The sequence below is a fragment of the Pseudoalteromonas ulvae UL12 genome, from assembly GCF_014925405.1.
In the GTDB taxonomy this organism is placed as follows: Bacteria; Pseudomonadota; Gammaproteobacteria; order Enterobacterales; family Alteromonadaceae; genus Pseudoalteromonas; species Pseudoalteromonas ulvae.
Window position 1 is genome coordinate 798,410 of record NZ_AQHJ01000035.1, and the last position, 15,834, is coordinate 814,243.

Sequence of the window (15,834 nt, forward strand, 5' to 3'; positions counted from 1 at the left end):
CTTTTACGTTGAGACGTTAAGACAGGCGTTAATTAGTAATCGCCTGCAGGTGTCTGGGTGATTTCAGGGGCACGCTCAGTTAAAACAAGTTGTAAATTGTGCAGTAATCCCGAAGCTCCAAATCTAAAATGTTCAGGGTTTATCCATTGCGGGCCCATAATTTCAGTTGCTAAGTTGAGATACTCGCATGCTTGTTCGAGTGTTTTAACTCCTCCAGCGGCTTTGAAGCCAACAGATTGATTACTTTGTTTAATCACATTGAGCATGACAGAGGCAGCCAAAAGCGTTGCATTGATAGGCACTTTACCTGTACTTGTTTTGATAAAATCCGCACCAGCCTCAATGGCGAGTTCACTGGCTCGTTTAATGAGTGTCTCATCGGCTAACAGGCCAGATTCTATAATCACTTTGAGTGTACGTTGACCACACTCGTTTTTCACCGCTTGGATCAGCGTGAGCACTTTTTCCTCATCCCCATTCATCAGTGCCTGATAGGGCATAACACAATCTATTTCATCCGCGCCATTATCAAGAGCCTGTTTGGTTTGAGCGATCACCATGTCTAACGGATCATTGCCGCTTGGAAAATTGACCACAGTCGCAATCAATACCTGAGATAAAGCGAGTTGCGCTAAGGTGGTTTTCGCTAATGAAATAAACTGAGGGTAAACACATAACGCTGCAACGTGAAGCCCGTTGGTGTGTGCTTGGTGGCATAATTCAATAATATTTTGTTCAGTATCTGAATCATTTAAACTAGTGAGATCAATTAATTGTAATGCCTGCTTGGCATAGTCATATTGTTTCATTTATTACCTACTGACTAAAAGTGGGATGCGATAACGCGCGGCTCTTAAACGCGGACTTGGTTCCTTGAAGACTTAGCAATTGGCTAATTTAAATCCGTTTAAACCAATACACCCTTAGTAAACCCCAAACTGCTGTCAAACACCAGATCTGAGTATGAAAAAAGCCTACATTCAATAGGCTATGACAAATAGAGGTTAGAGATCGTTTGTTGAAGGGAGCGCCGAAAATGAGCCATAGCGCGTCACAGTGACTGCTGCACATTTTGCACCGAACTCTGCGGCATTAATAATCTCAGTTGTATTTAACTGTGTGTGATCAATTGCCTGTTTATCTAAGTAATACAAAACACCCGCCATAAAGGAGTCACCGGCTGCGGTGGTATCACACGCAGCAACAGGGGAAACATTAATTTGAGAGATTTGATCTTGGCTATGAATGGTGATGGGTCGATCACCATCGGTAATGATCAGGTGTTTAACACCTAAGCCTAAACAACGTGTAATTGTTTGCTCATCCGAAATACTTTTATGACTATTTTTCGATAAGAAAGTTAATTCTTCTTTGGCGAGTTTAACAATGTGAGACTGCGATAGGCACTGCCAGATACGTTCAGCGGTATAGCGTTGATGAGGCCATAAATTTAATCTTAAGTTCATGTCGAAACTAATGATCAGACCATGCTGTTTGGCGAGTTCAACTCCAGCCATGGTTGCCTGATGAATGCTTTTTTCTGTTAGGCTGTTACTACAAAAATGAAAGTAGCCATGAGAGGCAAACATCTGCTGATCGAATTGTTCGGCTTTAAACAGCAGATCGGCAGCTGGGGGGCGATAAAAACTAAATGACCGTTCGCCTTGCTCATCAAGTGATACAAATGCAAGGGCTGTTTTTGCCACTGATGTCGCGACGCAATAATCGACATTCACTCCGAAGTCTCTGAGCTCTTGATGTAAAAAATCACCAAACATGTCATTCCCTAACATACCGCAAAATGAACTTTTTCCACCGAGTTTACTGATCCCAACAGCAACATTGGCGGGTGCACCACCTGCATACTTAGTAAATGATTCAGGTGTTTGTCCATCAGATAAAAAATCAACCAGCACTTCACCAAAACAAATCACACTCATCAACATGCCTCCTTTAATCTCAGTGCACGGATCACTTCATAACAGGCGCCCATTGTATGATAATCTGTTTTACCAGCGGGACTTTTTTCATCGCTATATGCACGATTATCTCGGGTTAAAATCCGGTACCAACCACCATGGCAGTGATCAATCATATGCTCCCAAGCGTACTGCCAAATTTTCTCATACCATTGCCAATAAATATCTTTGCCTGTTTCAATGGCCAGTAATGCCGCAGCTGCGAATGATTCAGCTTGCACCCAAAAATATTTATCGTCATCGCAAATTGATTTGTCAGGGGCAAAACCATAATAAATCCCACCATGTTCATGATCCCATGCATTATCGAGAGCAGCTAAAAATAATGCTTCAGCGCGTTCGATTAACCAAGGAGCAGGACGATGACGGTTTAAAATGAGTAACAATTTAGCCCATTCAGTTAAATGCCCTGGTTGAAATCCCCACGGGCGAAATAAATGTTTCGGATTATCGATATTGTACATCCAGTCAACTTGCCAATGCTGATCATAATGCTCCCAGATTAAACCACCCGCTAAGTGAGCTTGTCGCACAGTGATGTTGTGTGCAAGTAACAATGCTCGTTCAAGATACTCAGCATTGTCTGTTGCTTCATAACAGGTTATTAGCGCCTCGCATAAATGCATATTGGCATTTTGGCCACGGTACGGACTTGTTTGACAAAAATCATCACTGATTTCATCTAAATACAAACCATGACTTGGCTGCCAGTAATGATGCTCAAGTAAGTCCCAAGTGGCAGTTAACTCATTGATAGCATCATTAACGCCCGCTTGAATGGCAACGGCATTGGCTAACAATACAAATGCTAAGCCATAACAATGGTTTGTGCCATCAGTGACACGGTTGTCTTCAAGTAGCCAAGCATAGCCGCCATTTGCTTGGCGGTGGTGCTGGTTGAGGTAACTCAAGCCATGGCTAACTCGGGATTGATAACTATCTTGATTAAATTCGCGATAGGCCATCGCATTGTTAAACACAAAGCGAGTACTCGACACTAAATGCCGGGTGCGTGCATTGTAAACAGTGCCATCATCTTTATAAAAATGATAAAAGCCACCTTGTTGATCAAGGCTACGAGGGTCATAAAATGCCATCGTTGCTTGGATATGTTGGCGTAAAAATTTAATGGATTGAAAGTCTGGCATGAGTAGCCCTATTAACATCTAATTGGGCGAACTATACCTACTTTACCTTTTAATTGGAACGCTCCAATAAAATTATTGTGATTTTAAATCCTTGCTGTGTACAATCAAGTCACTACGTTAATGGAGAGTTAAATGTGAGTGAAGTGAATTTAAACCAGTCTTTCTCAACTGGCGAGACTCAAAATAATAAAAATTACCTGTTACCACTAACAGCAATGACCACTTTGTTTTTTTTATGGGGATTTATAACTGTTTTAAATGACGTGTTAATTCCTCGTTTAAAAGCCGTTTTTGATTTAAGTTATACCGAAGCGATGTTGATCCAATTTTGTTTCTTTGGTGCTTACTTTATTGTCTCGTTACCAGCAGGCATGTTGGTTCGTAAAGTTGGCTATCGTAAAGGAGTGATTATTGGTTTGACGGTCGCAGCACTTGGTTGTTGTTTGTTTTACCCCGCAGCAGCTGTGCATCAATACAGCCTGTTTTTAGCGGCTTTATTTATTCTTGCTGGTGGTATCACCATTTTACAAGTCTCTGCTAACCCTTATGTTGCAGCACTTGGCCCAGTCGAAACCGCTTCAAGTCGTTTAAATTTAGCACAAGCGTTAAATTCATTAGGGACGACGATTGGCCCGATAGTTGGGGCGGCTTTATTTTTTGGTGGCACAGGTGCGTTAATTAACGAAGCAGCACAAGCTGATTCGGTTAAAGTGCCTTATTTGATGATTGCTGGCGCGTTACTGACGATTGCTATTGTGTTTGCTTTTTTAAAATTACCTGAGCTACATGAACATCATGGCGATGAGACTGACGTTGTCGCAGAGCGACCTTTGCGTGAAGCCAAACATTTATTAATGGGTGTCATTGGTATTTTCTGTTACGTAGGTGCAGAAGTGTCCATCGGTAGTTTCTTAGTAAACTATTTTGCAGATCCAAGTATTGCAGGCTTAGAAGAGCACGCCGCCGCGAAGTTAATTAGCTACTATTGGGGCGGGGCGATGATTGGTCGCTTTGTTGGTGCTTACCTGATGCAAACAGTTAAGCCATGGAAAGTATTAGTCTTTAATAGTGCGATGGTGATTGGCTTATTACTTCTAACGGTGAACACCAGCGGCAATCTTGCTATGTATTCGGTACTTGCGATAGGCTTATTTAATTCAATTATGTTTCCAACAATTTTTACCTTGTCAATTGAAGGCTTAGATTCACAAACGAGTAAAGGATCGGGCTGGTTATGTTTAGCAATTGTAGGTGGCGCCATTGTTCCATTAATTCAAGGGTTTGTTGCTGATGCTGCCAATATCCAGATAAGCTTTTTGATCCCAGCTGTCTGTTATGTGTTCATTTTATGGTTTGCGTTTAATGTGACTAAGTTACAACAGACATGGCAAGCAACAAAATAAGTCGGATTTTGTTAAATTAATTTGCATAAAAAAGAGTGCCTTTGCACTCTTTTTTATTTAACCCACTGAAAAAAAACAAATTACATCCAAGTTACCCCATTCCAGTTCCCTTTTTTTACTTTACGTATTGAATACGTATTCATAAACACGTTACTATTAAATAAATTGGAACGGTCTAAATAATTAAAATGAAAATAACACATGTTTTAATACCAGCAGCAATTGGCACGATTTTCTTTTCGTCCTCACTGATAGCTAACACAAATAATCAATGGGTTGATCCTTTCATTGGCACAGGCGGAGATGGCCATACGTTTCCGGGTGCAGTTGTACCATTTGGTATGATGCAGTTGAGTCCCGATACAGATACCGTCATGCGGGGTGTGGATCCTCAACCCGAAATTTATAAGCGCTGCGCAGGATACCATTATGATGATCATACCATTGTTGGTTTTTCACATACTCACTTTAGTGGCACAGGGCATTCAGACTTAGGTGACTTATTGATCATGCCGATGATTGATACTGTTCAGATTGAGCCTGGTTCAGCAGATAACCCAGATGCAGGCTATCGCTCACGATTTTCTCATGATCAAGAATGGGCGAGCCCCGGCTATTATGGCGTTGAACTACTCGATAGTGGTATTAAAGCAGAGCTTACGACCTCGGAGCGAGCGGGTATGCACCAATACACCTTCAGTAAAGGACAACAAGCTCATATTATGCTTGATTTGACCAGCGCCATTTACAACTTCAAAAATAAAGTTATTTGGAGTGACATCCGTAAAATTAACAATCGTACTTTAGTTGCCTACCGAGCAACCAATGGCTGGGCAAACAATCGACAGATGTATTTTGCGATTGAGTTCTCTCAGCCGATTGATAACTACCAGTTTATTAATCTTGATGATAACCGGTATCGTTGTATGGATTGTTTAGGTAAAGAAAAACACTCAACAATCGAAAACAAACAAGTTAAAGAAGCTGCGGGTAAAGCGATTAAGTTTGTCGCCAGCTTTAATAACCCGACTAAACAACCAATTAAAATCAAAGTCGGTTTATCTGCGGTCAGTAAATCAAATGCACTTGAAAACTTACAAACAGAAATTCCAGATTGGAATTTTACAGCCGTACGGGATAACGCAGCGCAAAAATGGCATCACTATTTAAGTAAATTTGAAGCGCAAGGCAGCGAAGCTCAAAAACGCCAGTTTTATACCTCGCTCTATCATGCACTGCAAGCGCCCTCAATTTATCAAGATGTTAATGGCCAATATCGTGGTGTGGATGGAGAAATCCATCAAGGCAAAGATCATACTCACTATACTTTGTTTTCATTGTGGGATACCTATCGCGCATTGCATCCATTGCTCACTTATGTCGATCCGCAGCGAGTGGGTGATATGGTGCAATCTATGCTCGACCATTATCAGCAAAGTTATGATGACATGCTGCCGATTTGGTCATTTCATGGCCACGAGACTTGGACCATGATTGGTTATCATGCTGTGTCGGTGATTGCAGATGCTTATTTAAAAGGGATCCGTAATTTTAATACTGAATTGGCACTGGAAGCCGTATTAGCCACCGCCAATAGCCCGATTTATGATGCAACAGCAGAATATAAACAGTTTGGTTATGTGCCAATGGATGTGTTGCCTGAGTCAGTTTCTATCACGCTTGAATATGCATACGACGATTTTACAATTGCACGACTCTTAGAAGCGATGGGTAAACCTAATGATGCCAACGTGTACTACCAACGTGCGTTGTCATATAAAAATGTCTTTGATAAGCAAACAGGATATATGCGAGGGCGCGATAGTAAAGGCCAATGGGATCCAGAATTTAACCCAGAAGAGGCGAAATATATGGGGCCATTTACCGAAGGAAACGCTAATCAATACACATTTTATGTACCACATGATGTACAAGGTTTGATTGATTTAATCGGTGGTGACACTAAATTCGAACAGCGCTTAGATGCATTATTTGACACGCATTTATCTGATGAAATGATTAAAGAGCATGAAGATATCGCCGGTTTAATTGGCAACTATGCACATGGCAATGAACCAAGTCATCATATAGCGTATTTGTATAACTACGCAGGAAAACCATGGCGAACTCAAGAGCGCATCCGACAAATTATGGATACCTTGTCATCTGATAAGCCAGATGGATTAGCCGGTAATGATGATGTCGGGCAGATGTCTGCTTGGTATATTTTCTCGGCAATGGGTTTTTATCCTGTGGCACCAGGTGATTTAAGTTATGCCATTGGTGCACCGCAATTGCCAAAAATTTCACTTAAGCTGCCCAACAAACAGGTTTTTACTGTCGAAGCGAAAAACTTAAGTAATACGCACCAATACATTCAAACGGCGACACTGAACGGTAAGCCGTTAACGCAAAGTTTTATCACACATCAACAAATAATGGCCGGCGGGCAACTGACTTTTGTGATGAGTGATAAGCCAAATAAAGCATGGGGTCATGCCCCTAGCAACCGTCCACCTTCTCTGAGTACACTATTATGAGAGTAACAATTAAGTCACTGGCGTGTTTAAAATTGACTGTTCTTGCTACAGCTTTAATGACATCAACTGCGAGTCATAGCGAGCAGATCACGCTAAAACCGCTCTCATTTCAATCTGATATTGGCTGGATAGGGTATCAGTTACCTAATGTGGAAATTAAAAATCAGACAGAAGCCAATCATCCTATCTGGCAATCATTGACTGTGCCGTTGATTAAACAGATAAGTTTTAATGTGGCCCGATTGCTCTATGATAAAGTTGAGTCAGCCCCTCAACTTCCAAGCTTAGGGATTATTCTAAGTGAGTTTGAGGGTGTCGCGTTCAAAGAGGGAGATTTTAATGGGGCTACGATTAAAATCAGTCGTGGTTATCTTGCAAAATTTGAGAAATCTCATCATCAAGCAGCACTAGTCGATGAGATAGTTGGCATTTTATATCATGAAATAGCGCATGCTTATCAACTTGATGATCATAATTACGCCGAGATTGGCCCGGTCATTGAAGGCATTGCAGACGTCGTTAGGATGCAAGCGGGATATATTGATGTCAGTCATCGTAAAGCAGGCGGTCATTATGATGCTGGTTATAAAACAACGGCATTTTATTTCGACTGGTTAATTAAACAACACCCGCATATTTCATTGCCAGTCATTAATGAGCAACTAAATCCACACGATAATATTAAGTGGTCTTGGCAAACATTCGCGGATTCGAATAAACTGATCTTAAACAGTAGTTGGCAGCAATATCAGCAACACATTTTATAAAAAAAACCGCCAAGCGGCGGTTTTTTTATAGTATTCAACAATACATCTTTGCTTGTTGGATTGCGTTATTTGATATCTTTATTCTGCAAAGCCCACAAATGCATTAATTCTAATGCAATTGATGCACCTGCTAGTGCCGTTAACTCTGCATGATCATAAGCCGGTGCAACTTCAACAACATCCATGCCGACAATATTGATGTCAGTTAATAACCTAAGCACTTTCAATACTTTATCAGTTGTTAATCCACCACATACTGGCGTGCCTGTACCTGGAGCAAACGCAGGATCTAAACAATCAATATCAAAAGTGAGATACACAGGTAAATCACCAATAGTTTGTTTGATTTGTGCAACAATTTGTTCAGGTGTTAAATCATTCGCTTGCATGGCGTTGATCACATTGAAGCCATGTTCTTGTTCAGTGTAATCAGTACGAATACCAATTTGCACTGAATGGTGCTTATCAATGATCCCTTCATTTGGAGCATGATAGAACATGGTACCGTGATCATAACGGCTGCCGTTGCTGTAAGTATCTGTGTGCGCATCAAAATGGATCAACGCCATTTTTCCAAACTTCTTAGCATGTGCACGCAGTAAAGGTAAGGTAACAAAGTGATCCCCACCTAAACTAAGCATCGTTTTACCTTGGTCAAGCAGAGCAGTCGCCGCTTGTTCAACCAGTTCGGTAAATCCTTCACAGTCACCTGGGGCATAGATTAAGTCGCCCGCATCAATGATTTTACAATGCTCCGTGAGCGAAAACGGCCATGGAAAACGTTTACCTTCCCACGCCAAATTAACCGACGCTCTTCTGATCGCATCTGGGCCCATACGGGCACCAGAGCGACCTGATGTGGCCATATCAAACGGTAATCCTAACACGACAATATCGGCATCAGCATTGAGTGGGTTTTGCACTAATGGCTGACGCAAAAAAGTCATAGGGTTACTGAATAACGACGTTTCTTCACGTTGAAACAGTTGGCTCATTTAATCATCCGCTCCTAAGCGTTAAATATCTTCTAAGTATGTGTAGCCTTTTAGGCCTAAATCTAATTCAGCTAAAACTGATTCACGCTCATCTTCTGGCAATTTACTTTCGGCCAATTCGGCATACGCCGCGCGGAATGAATCTGGGTCTAAGTGAACATAACGCAGCATATCTTCAACAGTGTCGCCTTCGTTGATTTCGCTGATATGGGCTTGGCCGTTTTCATCCATGTTAATAACTGTGCTGTGTGTATCACCAAATAAGTTGTGCATATCACCTAAGATTTCTTGATAAGCACCGACTAAGAAAAAGCCCAATAAATATGGGGATTCTGGCGACCATTCTGGTACAGGTAAAGTGGTTTCTATTCCTTGTCCATCAACATATTGATCAACTGTACCATCGGAATCACAAGTAATATCCAACAAAACGGCACGACGTTTTGGCACTTCAGTTAATCCTGATAACGGCAACACAGGAAACACCTGGTCAATGCCCCATGCGTCTGGTAACGATTGGAACAACGAGAAGTTTACAAAAAACTTATCGGCTAGTTTCTCATTCAATTCATCAATAATGGGGCGATGAAAACGGTTTTTGCTATCCATGAGTTGGCTCAGTTCATAACTGACACGTAAGCTGACTTGTTCAGCCCATGCACGTTGTTCAAGACCCAATAAGCCCATACCAAATTGGCTGTGGACTTCTGCAAGGTCGCTTAAACAATCGTGGAAAATCTCAATTAAAGCACGATCATCAATGCGATTATTTAATTGTACCCATGAGTGCCACATGTTTTTAAGTAAAATTGGCGCATCACTACTTGGTTCTGTAATGTCTTCTGCTTTATAGGACTCAGTGCCAATCACATTTGAAATCAACACCGCGTGATGAGCAGTTAACGCACGACCAGACTCTGAAATAATCATCGGCATAGGTTGTTCGTACTGCTTACAAATGTCGCCAATGGTGTAGACGATATTGTTAGCGTACTCTGCAAGTGAATAGTTCATTGAGTTGCTTGATTGACTGCGCGTACCATCATAATCAATGGCCAAACCACCGCCGACATCCATACAGACTAATTGCGCGCCCAAACGGCGTAATTCACAATAAAAACGGGCTGCTTCACTTACACCTGTGCGCACGTCACGGATATTGGCCATCTGTGAACCTAAGTGGAAATGCACAAGTTGCAAAGTGTCAGTCATCCCTAGCGCTTTGAGTTTATTCAAGACGCTTAATACTTGTGATGCAGACAGACCAAATTTAGACTTTTCACCACCACTTGCTTGCCATTTGCCTTTGCCTTGTGACGCTAAACGTACACGTAGGCCAAGACGAGGTGATACATTCAATTTTTTCGCTTCAGCTAACACCATATCAAGCTCAGAAAGCTTTTCTAATACAATGTTAACTTTATGACCGAGTTTTTCACCGATCAACGCTAAACGAATATATTCACTGTCTTTATAGCCATTACACACAATCACAGAGCTGGCTTTTTGTGCCATCGCTAAGACGGCTAATAATTCACCTTTACTGCCTGCTTCTAAGCCTAATTGCTTCACTTCTTGATTGGCTTGGCTAGCTAAAATTTCTTCAACGACTTCACGTTGTTGATTAACTTTGATTGGGTATACCAATAAGTATTTTTCAGGGTAATTATAAGCAGCAATTGCTTCATTAAAGGCAGCACATAAATTATGTACACGGTTATGGAGAATTTGTGGAAATCTTACCAATGCTGGCAGTGATAACCCTTGCTGTTGAATTTGTTCAGCAATAGAGGCCAACGACACCGTTTGATCAGGTTGTGCTGCATTGGGTGCAACATACACTTCACCTTGATCATTAATACCGTAATAACCTTGACTCCAATGGCGTACATTGTAGCTTGCGCGAACTTGTTCAATCGCAGTGGTTTTATTCATTTCAATCCTTAATTATATCGGCGTTAGACGCGTGATTTATTGCTATTTTAGCAGTATATTTTTGCGCATTAGAATTAAATACGCCAATCGAGTCCAACAAGTTATTTTTATCGATAAGATAATAGTATTGATTTGTGAGTCAGTGCAAATACTGATTGCTGTTATGGTGTATAAATGATTAAAAAACTAAAGATTTTTATACATCTACCGACAATTATGATAGAGAAAACGATTTATCAATGCTTATTTCCCATATAGATTGACCTTCCTCAATACTTAGATAGGATTAAATCGGTTCAATCATAATAATAATGTTTTAAATCAGGGTGCTTATGTTTCAACAATTTAAATTTACTACCAAGGTCACACTCGCCGCTTCTTTGGTGTTAGTGCTGGTGCTAGGGCTTTTTACCATTAACAACTTTCTATCCATGCGCTCGCAAACAGAGGTGCAACTCGAAAAAGTACTGCAAGAAATTTCGCAATCAGTGTCCAATAATATTGCCAATTGGCTGAATTCAAAATTAGAGATTGTTGAATCCATCGCCTTAGCCTACCAACCTGGCTCAGAAACTGACGATACGATTAAACAATTGGTGCAGGCTAATCGTGCCGGTGGATTCAAAAATAGTTATGTTGGTACCACTCAAGGGCAATTTATTTTAGATGATCCAACGCTACAATTACCTGCTGATTTTGATCCCCGCCAACGCCCTTGGTATCAGTTAGTCGCTAATCAAAGCAATACAGCGTTCACTGCGCCCTATATTGATGCAACGACGAATGCTTTGATAATCTCCGCAGTGGTGCCTGTGTATAAATCAAGTCGCTTTTCGGGTGTGGCCGGAGGGGATATTCAATTAGATAAAATCACTGAAATCGTCAATAGTGTCGACTTTTTGGGATATGGTTACGCATTTTTAGTCAATGATGAGAATAAAATTCTTATTCACCCTCAAACACGTTTTAATGACAAGTCACTCAGTGACTTAGTGGGGCAGAGCATCCCACTGCAAACAAAGTTTGTCGAACATTCAGTGGAAGGAACCGACAAACTGATCTCTTTTGTCAAAATAAAAGGCATCAATAATGTCAATTGGTACTTAGGTGTAGTGATTGATAAAGACATTGCTTATTCATCGGTTGACTCATTTCGGTTGATGGCCACGTTGTATATGGTCATGGGTATTGTAGCGATAGTTTTAATGATGCAGTTTGTATTGCGTTACTTGATGCGTCCTATGGCCAATGTGACCGCAGCAATTAAAGACATAGCAGAAGGCGAAGGCGATTTAACTCAGCGCATTACCGTTGAAAACAATGATGAATTTGGCGAGCTATCGCGCTACTTTAATGCGTTTATAGATAAAATCCATGGTTCAATTACCCAAGTGCGTGATACCACGATTTCATTAGAGCATTCCGTAGAGACACTGATCCAATCCACAGAATCGACCCTTAATATGTACAGTGAGCAAACTAAATCAACTGATAATGTCGCAACGGCGATTAACCAATTATCTTCCAGTGCGGTCGAGATTGCAGGCAGTGCGGAAAATGCATCTAAACTGGCATCAGATGCAAATCAGCAAGCGAGCCAAAGTCATGAAACCTTAGGTGAAAATATCGCGGCCATCGAAGATTTATCGAGCAAAATGCAAAATGCACAGCAATCGATTGATGCGCTTAACAAACACACAGTTAATATTGGCCAAATTCTTGAAGTGATCAAAGGCGTCAGTGAGCAAACGAATCTACTTGCTTTAAATGCTGCAATCGAAGCTGCACGAGCTGGAGATGCAGGCCGAGGTTTTGCGGTCGTCGCAGATGAAGTGCGCCAATTGGCGCAGCGTACTCAGCAATCAGCACAAGAGATTGAAAATACAATTGTCCAGTTGCAACAAGGTTCACAAGAAGCCGTCGCCATTATGACGCAAAGCCAAAAAGATTCACAAAGCAGTGTTATCTCTGCGCAACAAGCGGGTGTACAAGTGGAGGCGGTCGGACAATCAATTAAGCAAATTGATCAAGCTAACCATACTGTGGCCAATGCAACGATTGAACAAAACCAAACCATTCAATCCTTAGATAAAGATATTCACTATATTAGTGAACTAAACTCGCAAGGTCAGGGCAACCTGAATAATACGTTGTCAGAATGTACTCAATTGAAGCATCAGTTTGACCAACTTGAAGCAATGGTACTGAAATTTAAAGTCTAATAGATTGATTTTATAATAAACAAAGCCCGCAAATGCGGGCTTTGTTGCATGTGAAGCATGAAGATAATTACAAGTCACATTTTAATATTTTCATTGGTTTGTCAGCTTGCATAACGCAACCACGGGCTTCATCTGTCGCCGCTTTACATTGCTGGGTCATTTCACTGTTACTGGGAGCTTGTGCTCCGAGTACCTTTTTAGCATGAGCAACTACTTTATCACACTCGCTACTAGGTACTGGTGGAGCTTTGGAGCAAGCGGCTAAAATTAGACTCGATAAAACCAAGGTAAACAGGCGTATTTTCATAGTGTTGCTTTCTCTTTTTTTCAATATTGTCATCAAGTGTAGCCAATATTTGAACAGGTGGGTAAACAACAGCGCAGAAACTCTTAGCGTAATAAATTTTTATGACAAACAGCCAATATGAGGTGTGTTAACGATTTAAAATGGCAAAAGTATGTCCAAACCATGAATGTTTTATAATTTTTAGTGGCAAAAGAGACACAAAATAAGTGTAAAAATTACAACCGCTTACTTCCTAATGAGCAAATTTGCTTGTCTCAATGTGCAAAATAACGTGAAATATATGTCTGTTCCATGACATCTGTAATCAAACTGTAGCTTTTACGCAACATCAGTGTAATTAAACACCTTTAATATCCGCATCAGAAATTACATTCGCAAACGTTTTTGCAAATTTATAGGGTAGATATTATGAAGTGCGTAAAGCCACTCCTTTTAGCCAGCGCCATTGCTTCGAGCATGTTTGTGCAGGCTGATGAATTAAATAAAGTGTTACTCTCTAGTGACAAAATCAACCAATCAGCTTCGGCATCGCAACAAAAAATCGATGGCATTGCCGATACCATGCAGACTCGTTTACAGCAGTACAAAACCCTAAATAAAGAAATTGATGGTTTAGCAATTTATAATAATCAGCTTTCAAAACAAGTAAACAATCAATTAACCGAACTCGATAACCTAGCGAAATCAATGGACGATGTTGCGATTATTGAACGTCAAATCACCCCTTTGATGTTACGTATGATTGCAGGTCTTGAGCAATTTGTTGCATTGGATGTTCCTTTCCTCGCTGATGAACGCAGCCAACGCGTCGCGACACTTAAAAGCATGATGGATCGTGCTGATATTGCCTCGAGCGAAAAGTTTCGCCGCGTTTTAGAAGCTTACCAAGTCGAAGTTGACTACGGGCGCACAATCGAAGCTTACACTAGCTTATTAGAAGTCGCTGGCAAAGAGCGTGAAGTCGACTTCTTGCGTGTTGGACGCCTTGACCTGATTTATTTAACACGTGATGGCAAACAAGCCGGTATTTGGAACAAAGAAACCAAGCAGTTCCAAGATTTACCTGATTCAAATATTAGCCAAATCAATAAAGCATTACGCATTGCACGTAAGCAACTTGCCCCAGATATGTTAACCCTGCCAGTTCAAGCTGCAGAGTAAGGAAATAAATCATGTTTATTAAAAAAATTCTGACAACCACATTGGCTACAATTACCTTAAGCGCCTCCTCATTGGTTATGGCCGACACTACGCTTGATCTTGATAGCTTATTAAAAACCCTCGAAGCAGGCCAAGCAAAGCAATCAGCTCAAAATCAACAACGTGAAGCTGATTTCATTGCACGTCAATCTGAGCAAGCTGCACTTCTTAGCCAAACCCGCGCCCGTCGTGATGAGATGATCAGCAATTCACAGCGTTTAGAAGGCCAATTTGAACAAAATGAAATCGAATTAGCGAATGCAACTGAATTATTGTCAAAGCGAATGGGTTCACTGAAAGAACTGTTTGGTGTGTTACAACAAGTTTCAGGGGATACAAAAAATAAATTCGCAACCTCAATTGTTTCTGCAGAACTCCCGGGCCGTGGTGAGTTTATGGATCAATTAGCACAAAAAATGGGTTCAAGCTCAAAACTTGCTTCTATCGAAGACATTGAAACTGTGTGGTACGAACTACAACGTGAAATGACTGAACAAGGCAAAGTGAAACATTTCACGACCGATGTCATTGTCAGTGGTGGTGATAAAGTTAAGCAAGACGTGGTTCGCGTTGGGGCATTTAACCTTATCTCAAACGGTAAATACCTTGAGTACAATGCATTTACAGATACACTTTCTGAGCTCTCACGTCAGCCGGTCGCCCGTTACTTAACAAGTGCGGCTAACCTACAAAACGCAGATTCAGGCTTTGTAGACTTTGCCCTTGACCCTACAGGTGGTTCGATTTTAGGTTTATTAGTGCAAGCGCCTGATACCAGCGAGCAAGTACACCAAGGTGGTACGGTCGGGTATGTGATTTTAGCTGTCGGACTAATTGGTTTATTAATTTCTATCGAGCGTTTTATCGCCTTGTTTATTATTGGTGGCAAAATGCGTCGCCAGCTTAAATCAGATGTTATCCGCGAAGACAATCCTCTTGGCCGTGTGATGAAAGTCAAAGAGCAATTCCCACATGTGGCGTACGACACACTTGAATTGAAATTGTCTGAAGCAATTTTACGTGAAATGCCAAAAATTACCCGTAACTTAACCTTTATTAAGATTATCTCAGTAGTCGCACCATTATTGGGTCTACTTGGGACAGTAACAGGCATGATCAACACCTTCCAAGCGATTACTTTGTTTGGTACCGGTGATCCTAAGCTGATGGCGGGTGGTATTTCGCAAGCACTTGTTACCACAGTATTAGGCTTAGTGGTCGCTATCCCAACGGTATTCTTATACACCATTTTAAATACACGTTCGAAAAACTTACTGTTGATTTTGCAAGAGCAAAGCGCAGGGATCATCGCTGAGCGAAGCGAAAAAGGAGCGTAAT

General features: G+C 41.1%; 12 protein-coding genes. 6 read left to right on the top strand and 6 right to left on the bottom strand.

From position 1 onward, the window contains the following. Window positions 1-32: 32 nt before the first annotated feature. The 3 genes from deoC to PULV_RS21610 all read right to left on the bottom strand — a co-directional run bounded on the left by deoC (window position 33) and on the right by PULV_RS21610 (window position 3,127). Window positions 33-809: a deoxyribose-phosphate aldolase gene (gene deoC / locus PULV_RS21600; protein WP_193332640.1), complete on the bottom strand. Its 777-nt coding sequence runs from the start codon at window positions 807-809 to the stop codon at window positions 33-35. A 195-nt stretch (window positions 810-1,004) separates the two neighbouring features. Next, window positions 1,005-1,940: a carbohydrate kinase family protein gene (locus PULV_RS21605; protein WP_193332641.1), complete on the bottom strand. Its 936-nt coding sequence runs from the start codon at window positions 1,938-1,940 to the stop codon at window positions 1,005-1,007. Next, complete coding sequence (locus tag PULV_RS21610; RefSeq protein WP_193332642.1) at window positions 1,940-3,127, bottom strand: AGE family epimerase/isomerase; 1,188 nt, start codon at window positions 3,125-3,127, stop codon at window positions 1,940-1,942. The genes PULV_RS21605 and PULV_RS21610 overlap by 1 nt, the downstream gene beginning before the upstream one ends. Window positions 3,128-3,261: 134 nt before the next feature. Between PULV_RS21610 and PULV_RS21615 the strand changes: the two genes are divergently transcribed. The 3 genes from PULV_RS21615 (at window position 3,262) to PULV_RS21625 (ending at window position 7,837) form a co-directional block, all read left to right on the top strand. Continuing rightward, on the top strand, window positions 3,262-4,530 hold the full coding sequence (locus PULV_RS21615; protein ID WP_193332643.1) for a sugar MFS transporter: 1,269 nt from the start codon (window positions 3,262-3,264) through the stop codon (window positions 4,528-4,530). A 188-nt stretch (window positions 4,531-4,718) separates the two neighbouring features. Continuing rightward, a complete protein-coding gene (locus PULV_RS21620; RefSeq protein WP_193332644.1) occupies window positions 4,719-7,070 on the top strand; it encodes a GH92 family glycosyl hydrolase in 2,352 nt (783 codons plus the stop codon). Then, window positions 7,067-7,837: a basic secretory protein-like protein gene (locus PULV_RS21625; RefSeq protein ID WP_193332645.1), complete on the top strand. Its 771-nt coding sequence runs from the start codon at window positions 7,067-7,069 to the stop codon at window positions 7,835-7,837. Before PULV_RS21620 ends, PULV_RS21625 begins: the two co-directional genes overlap by 4 nt. Before the next feature lie 65 nt (window positions 7,838-7,902). On the opposite strand, the gene speB is transcribed toward PULV_RS21625, so the two are convergent. Together speB and speA are read right to left on the bottom strand one after the other, a co-directional pair. Continuing rightward, window positions 7,903-8,832, bottom strand: coding sequence for an agmatinase (gene speB / locus PULV_RS21630; RefSeq protein WP_086743402.1), 930 nt, complete (start codon window positions 8,830-8,832; stop codon window positions 7,903-7,905). A 21-nt stretch (window positions 8,833-8,853) separates the two neighbouring features. Continuing rightward, window positions 8,854-10,767 (bottom strand): biosynthetic arginine decarboxylase, encoded by a 1,914-nt coding sequence (gene speA / locus PULV_RS21635; protein ID WP_086743401.1) that lies wholly within the window; start codon window positions 10,765-10,767, stop codon window positions 8,854-8,856. A 332-nt stretch (window positions 10,768-11,099) separates the two neighbouring features. Here speA and PULV_RS21640 point away from each other — a divergent pair, with 332 nt between their 5' ends. After that, window positions 11,100-12,989, top strand: coding sequence for a methyl-accepting chemotaxis protein (locus PULV_RS21640; protein ID WP_193332646.1), 1,890 nt, complete (start codon window positions 11,100-11,102; stop codon window positions 12,987-12,989). A gap of 67 nt (window positions 12,990-13,056) precedes the next feature. Here the strand turns inward: PULV_RS21640 and PULV_RS21645 are convergent, their stop codons facing one another. Beyond that, entirely contained in the window at window positions 13,057-13,296 is a 240-nt protein-coding gene (locus PULV_RS21645) for a hypothetical protein (RefSeq protein WP_193332647.1), read from the bottom strand. A gap of 408 nt (window positions 13,297-13,704) precedes the next feature. On the opposite strand from PULV_RS21645, the gene PULV_RS21650 reads away from it, so the two are divergent. Further along, window positions 13,705-14,457: a DUF3450 domain-containing protein gene (locus PULV_RS21650; protein ID WP_086743398.1), complete on the top strand. Its 753-nt coding sequence runs from the start codon at window positions 13,705-13,707 to the stop codon at window positions 14,455-14,457. Window positions 14,458-14,534: 77 nt separating this feature from the next. After that, window positions 14,535-15,833 (top strand): MotA/TolQ/ExbB proton channel family protein, encoded by a 1,299-nt coding sequence (locus PULV_RS21655; protein ID WP_405127515.1) that lies wholly within the window; start codon window positions 14,535-14,537, stop codon window positions 15,831-15,833. Window position 15,834: the final 1 nt, after the last annotated feature.

What these genes read in the sequence shown, in the direction of transcription:
- deoC (WP_193332640.1), bottom strand. Translation starts at nt 809, where the DNA reads ATGAAACAATATGACTATGCCAAGCAGGCATTACAATTAATTGATCTC.
- PULV_RS21605 (WP_193332641.1), bottom strand. Translation starts at nt 1,940, where the DNA reads ATGAGTGTGATTTGTTTTGGTGAAGTGCTGGTTGATTTTTTATCTGAT.
- PULV_RS21610 (WP_193332642.1), bottom strand. Translation starts at nt 3,127, where the DNA reads ATGCCAGACTTTCAATCCATTAAATTTTTACGCCAACATATCCAAGCA.
- PULV_RS21620 (WP_193332644.1), top strand. Translation starts at nt 4,719, where the DNA reads ATGAAAATAACACATGTTTTAATACCAGCAGCAATTGGCACGATTTTC.
- PULV_RS21625 (WP_193332645.1), top strand. Translation starts at nt 7,067, where the DNA reads ATGAGAGTAACAATTAAGTCACTGGCGTGTTTAAAATTGACTGTTCTT.
- speB (WP_086743402.1), bottom strand. Translation starts at nt 8,832, where the DNA reads ATGAGCCAACTGTTTCAACGTGAAGAAACGTCGTTATTCAGTAACCCT.
- speA (WP_086743401.1), bottom strand. Translation starts at nt 10,767, where the DNA reads ATGAATAAAACCACTGCGATTGAACAAGTTCGCGCAAGCTACAATGTA.
- PULV_RS21640 (WP_193332646.1), top strand. Translation starts at nt 11,100, where the DNA reads ATGTTTCAACAATTTAAATTTACTACCAAGGTCACACTCGCCGCTTCT.
- PULV_RS21645 (WP_193332647.1), bottom strand. Translation starts at nt 13,296, where the DNA reads ATGAAAATACGCCTGTTTACCTTGGTTTTATCGAGTCTAATTTTAGCC.
- PULV_RS21650 (WP_086743398.1), top strand. Translation starts at nt 13,705, where the DNA reads ATGAAGTGCGTAAAGCCACTCCTTTTAGCCAGCGCCATTGCTTCGAGC.
- PULV_RS21655 (WP_405127515.1), top strand. Translation starts at nt 14,535, where the DNA reads ATGGCCGACACTACGCTTGATCTTGATAGCTTATTAAAAACCCTCGAA.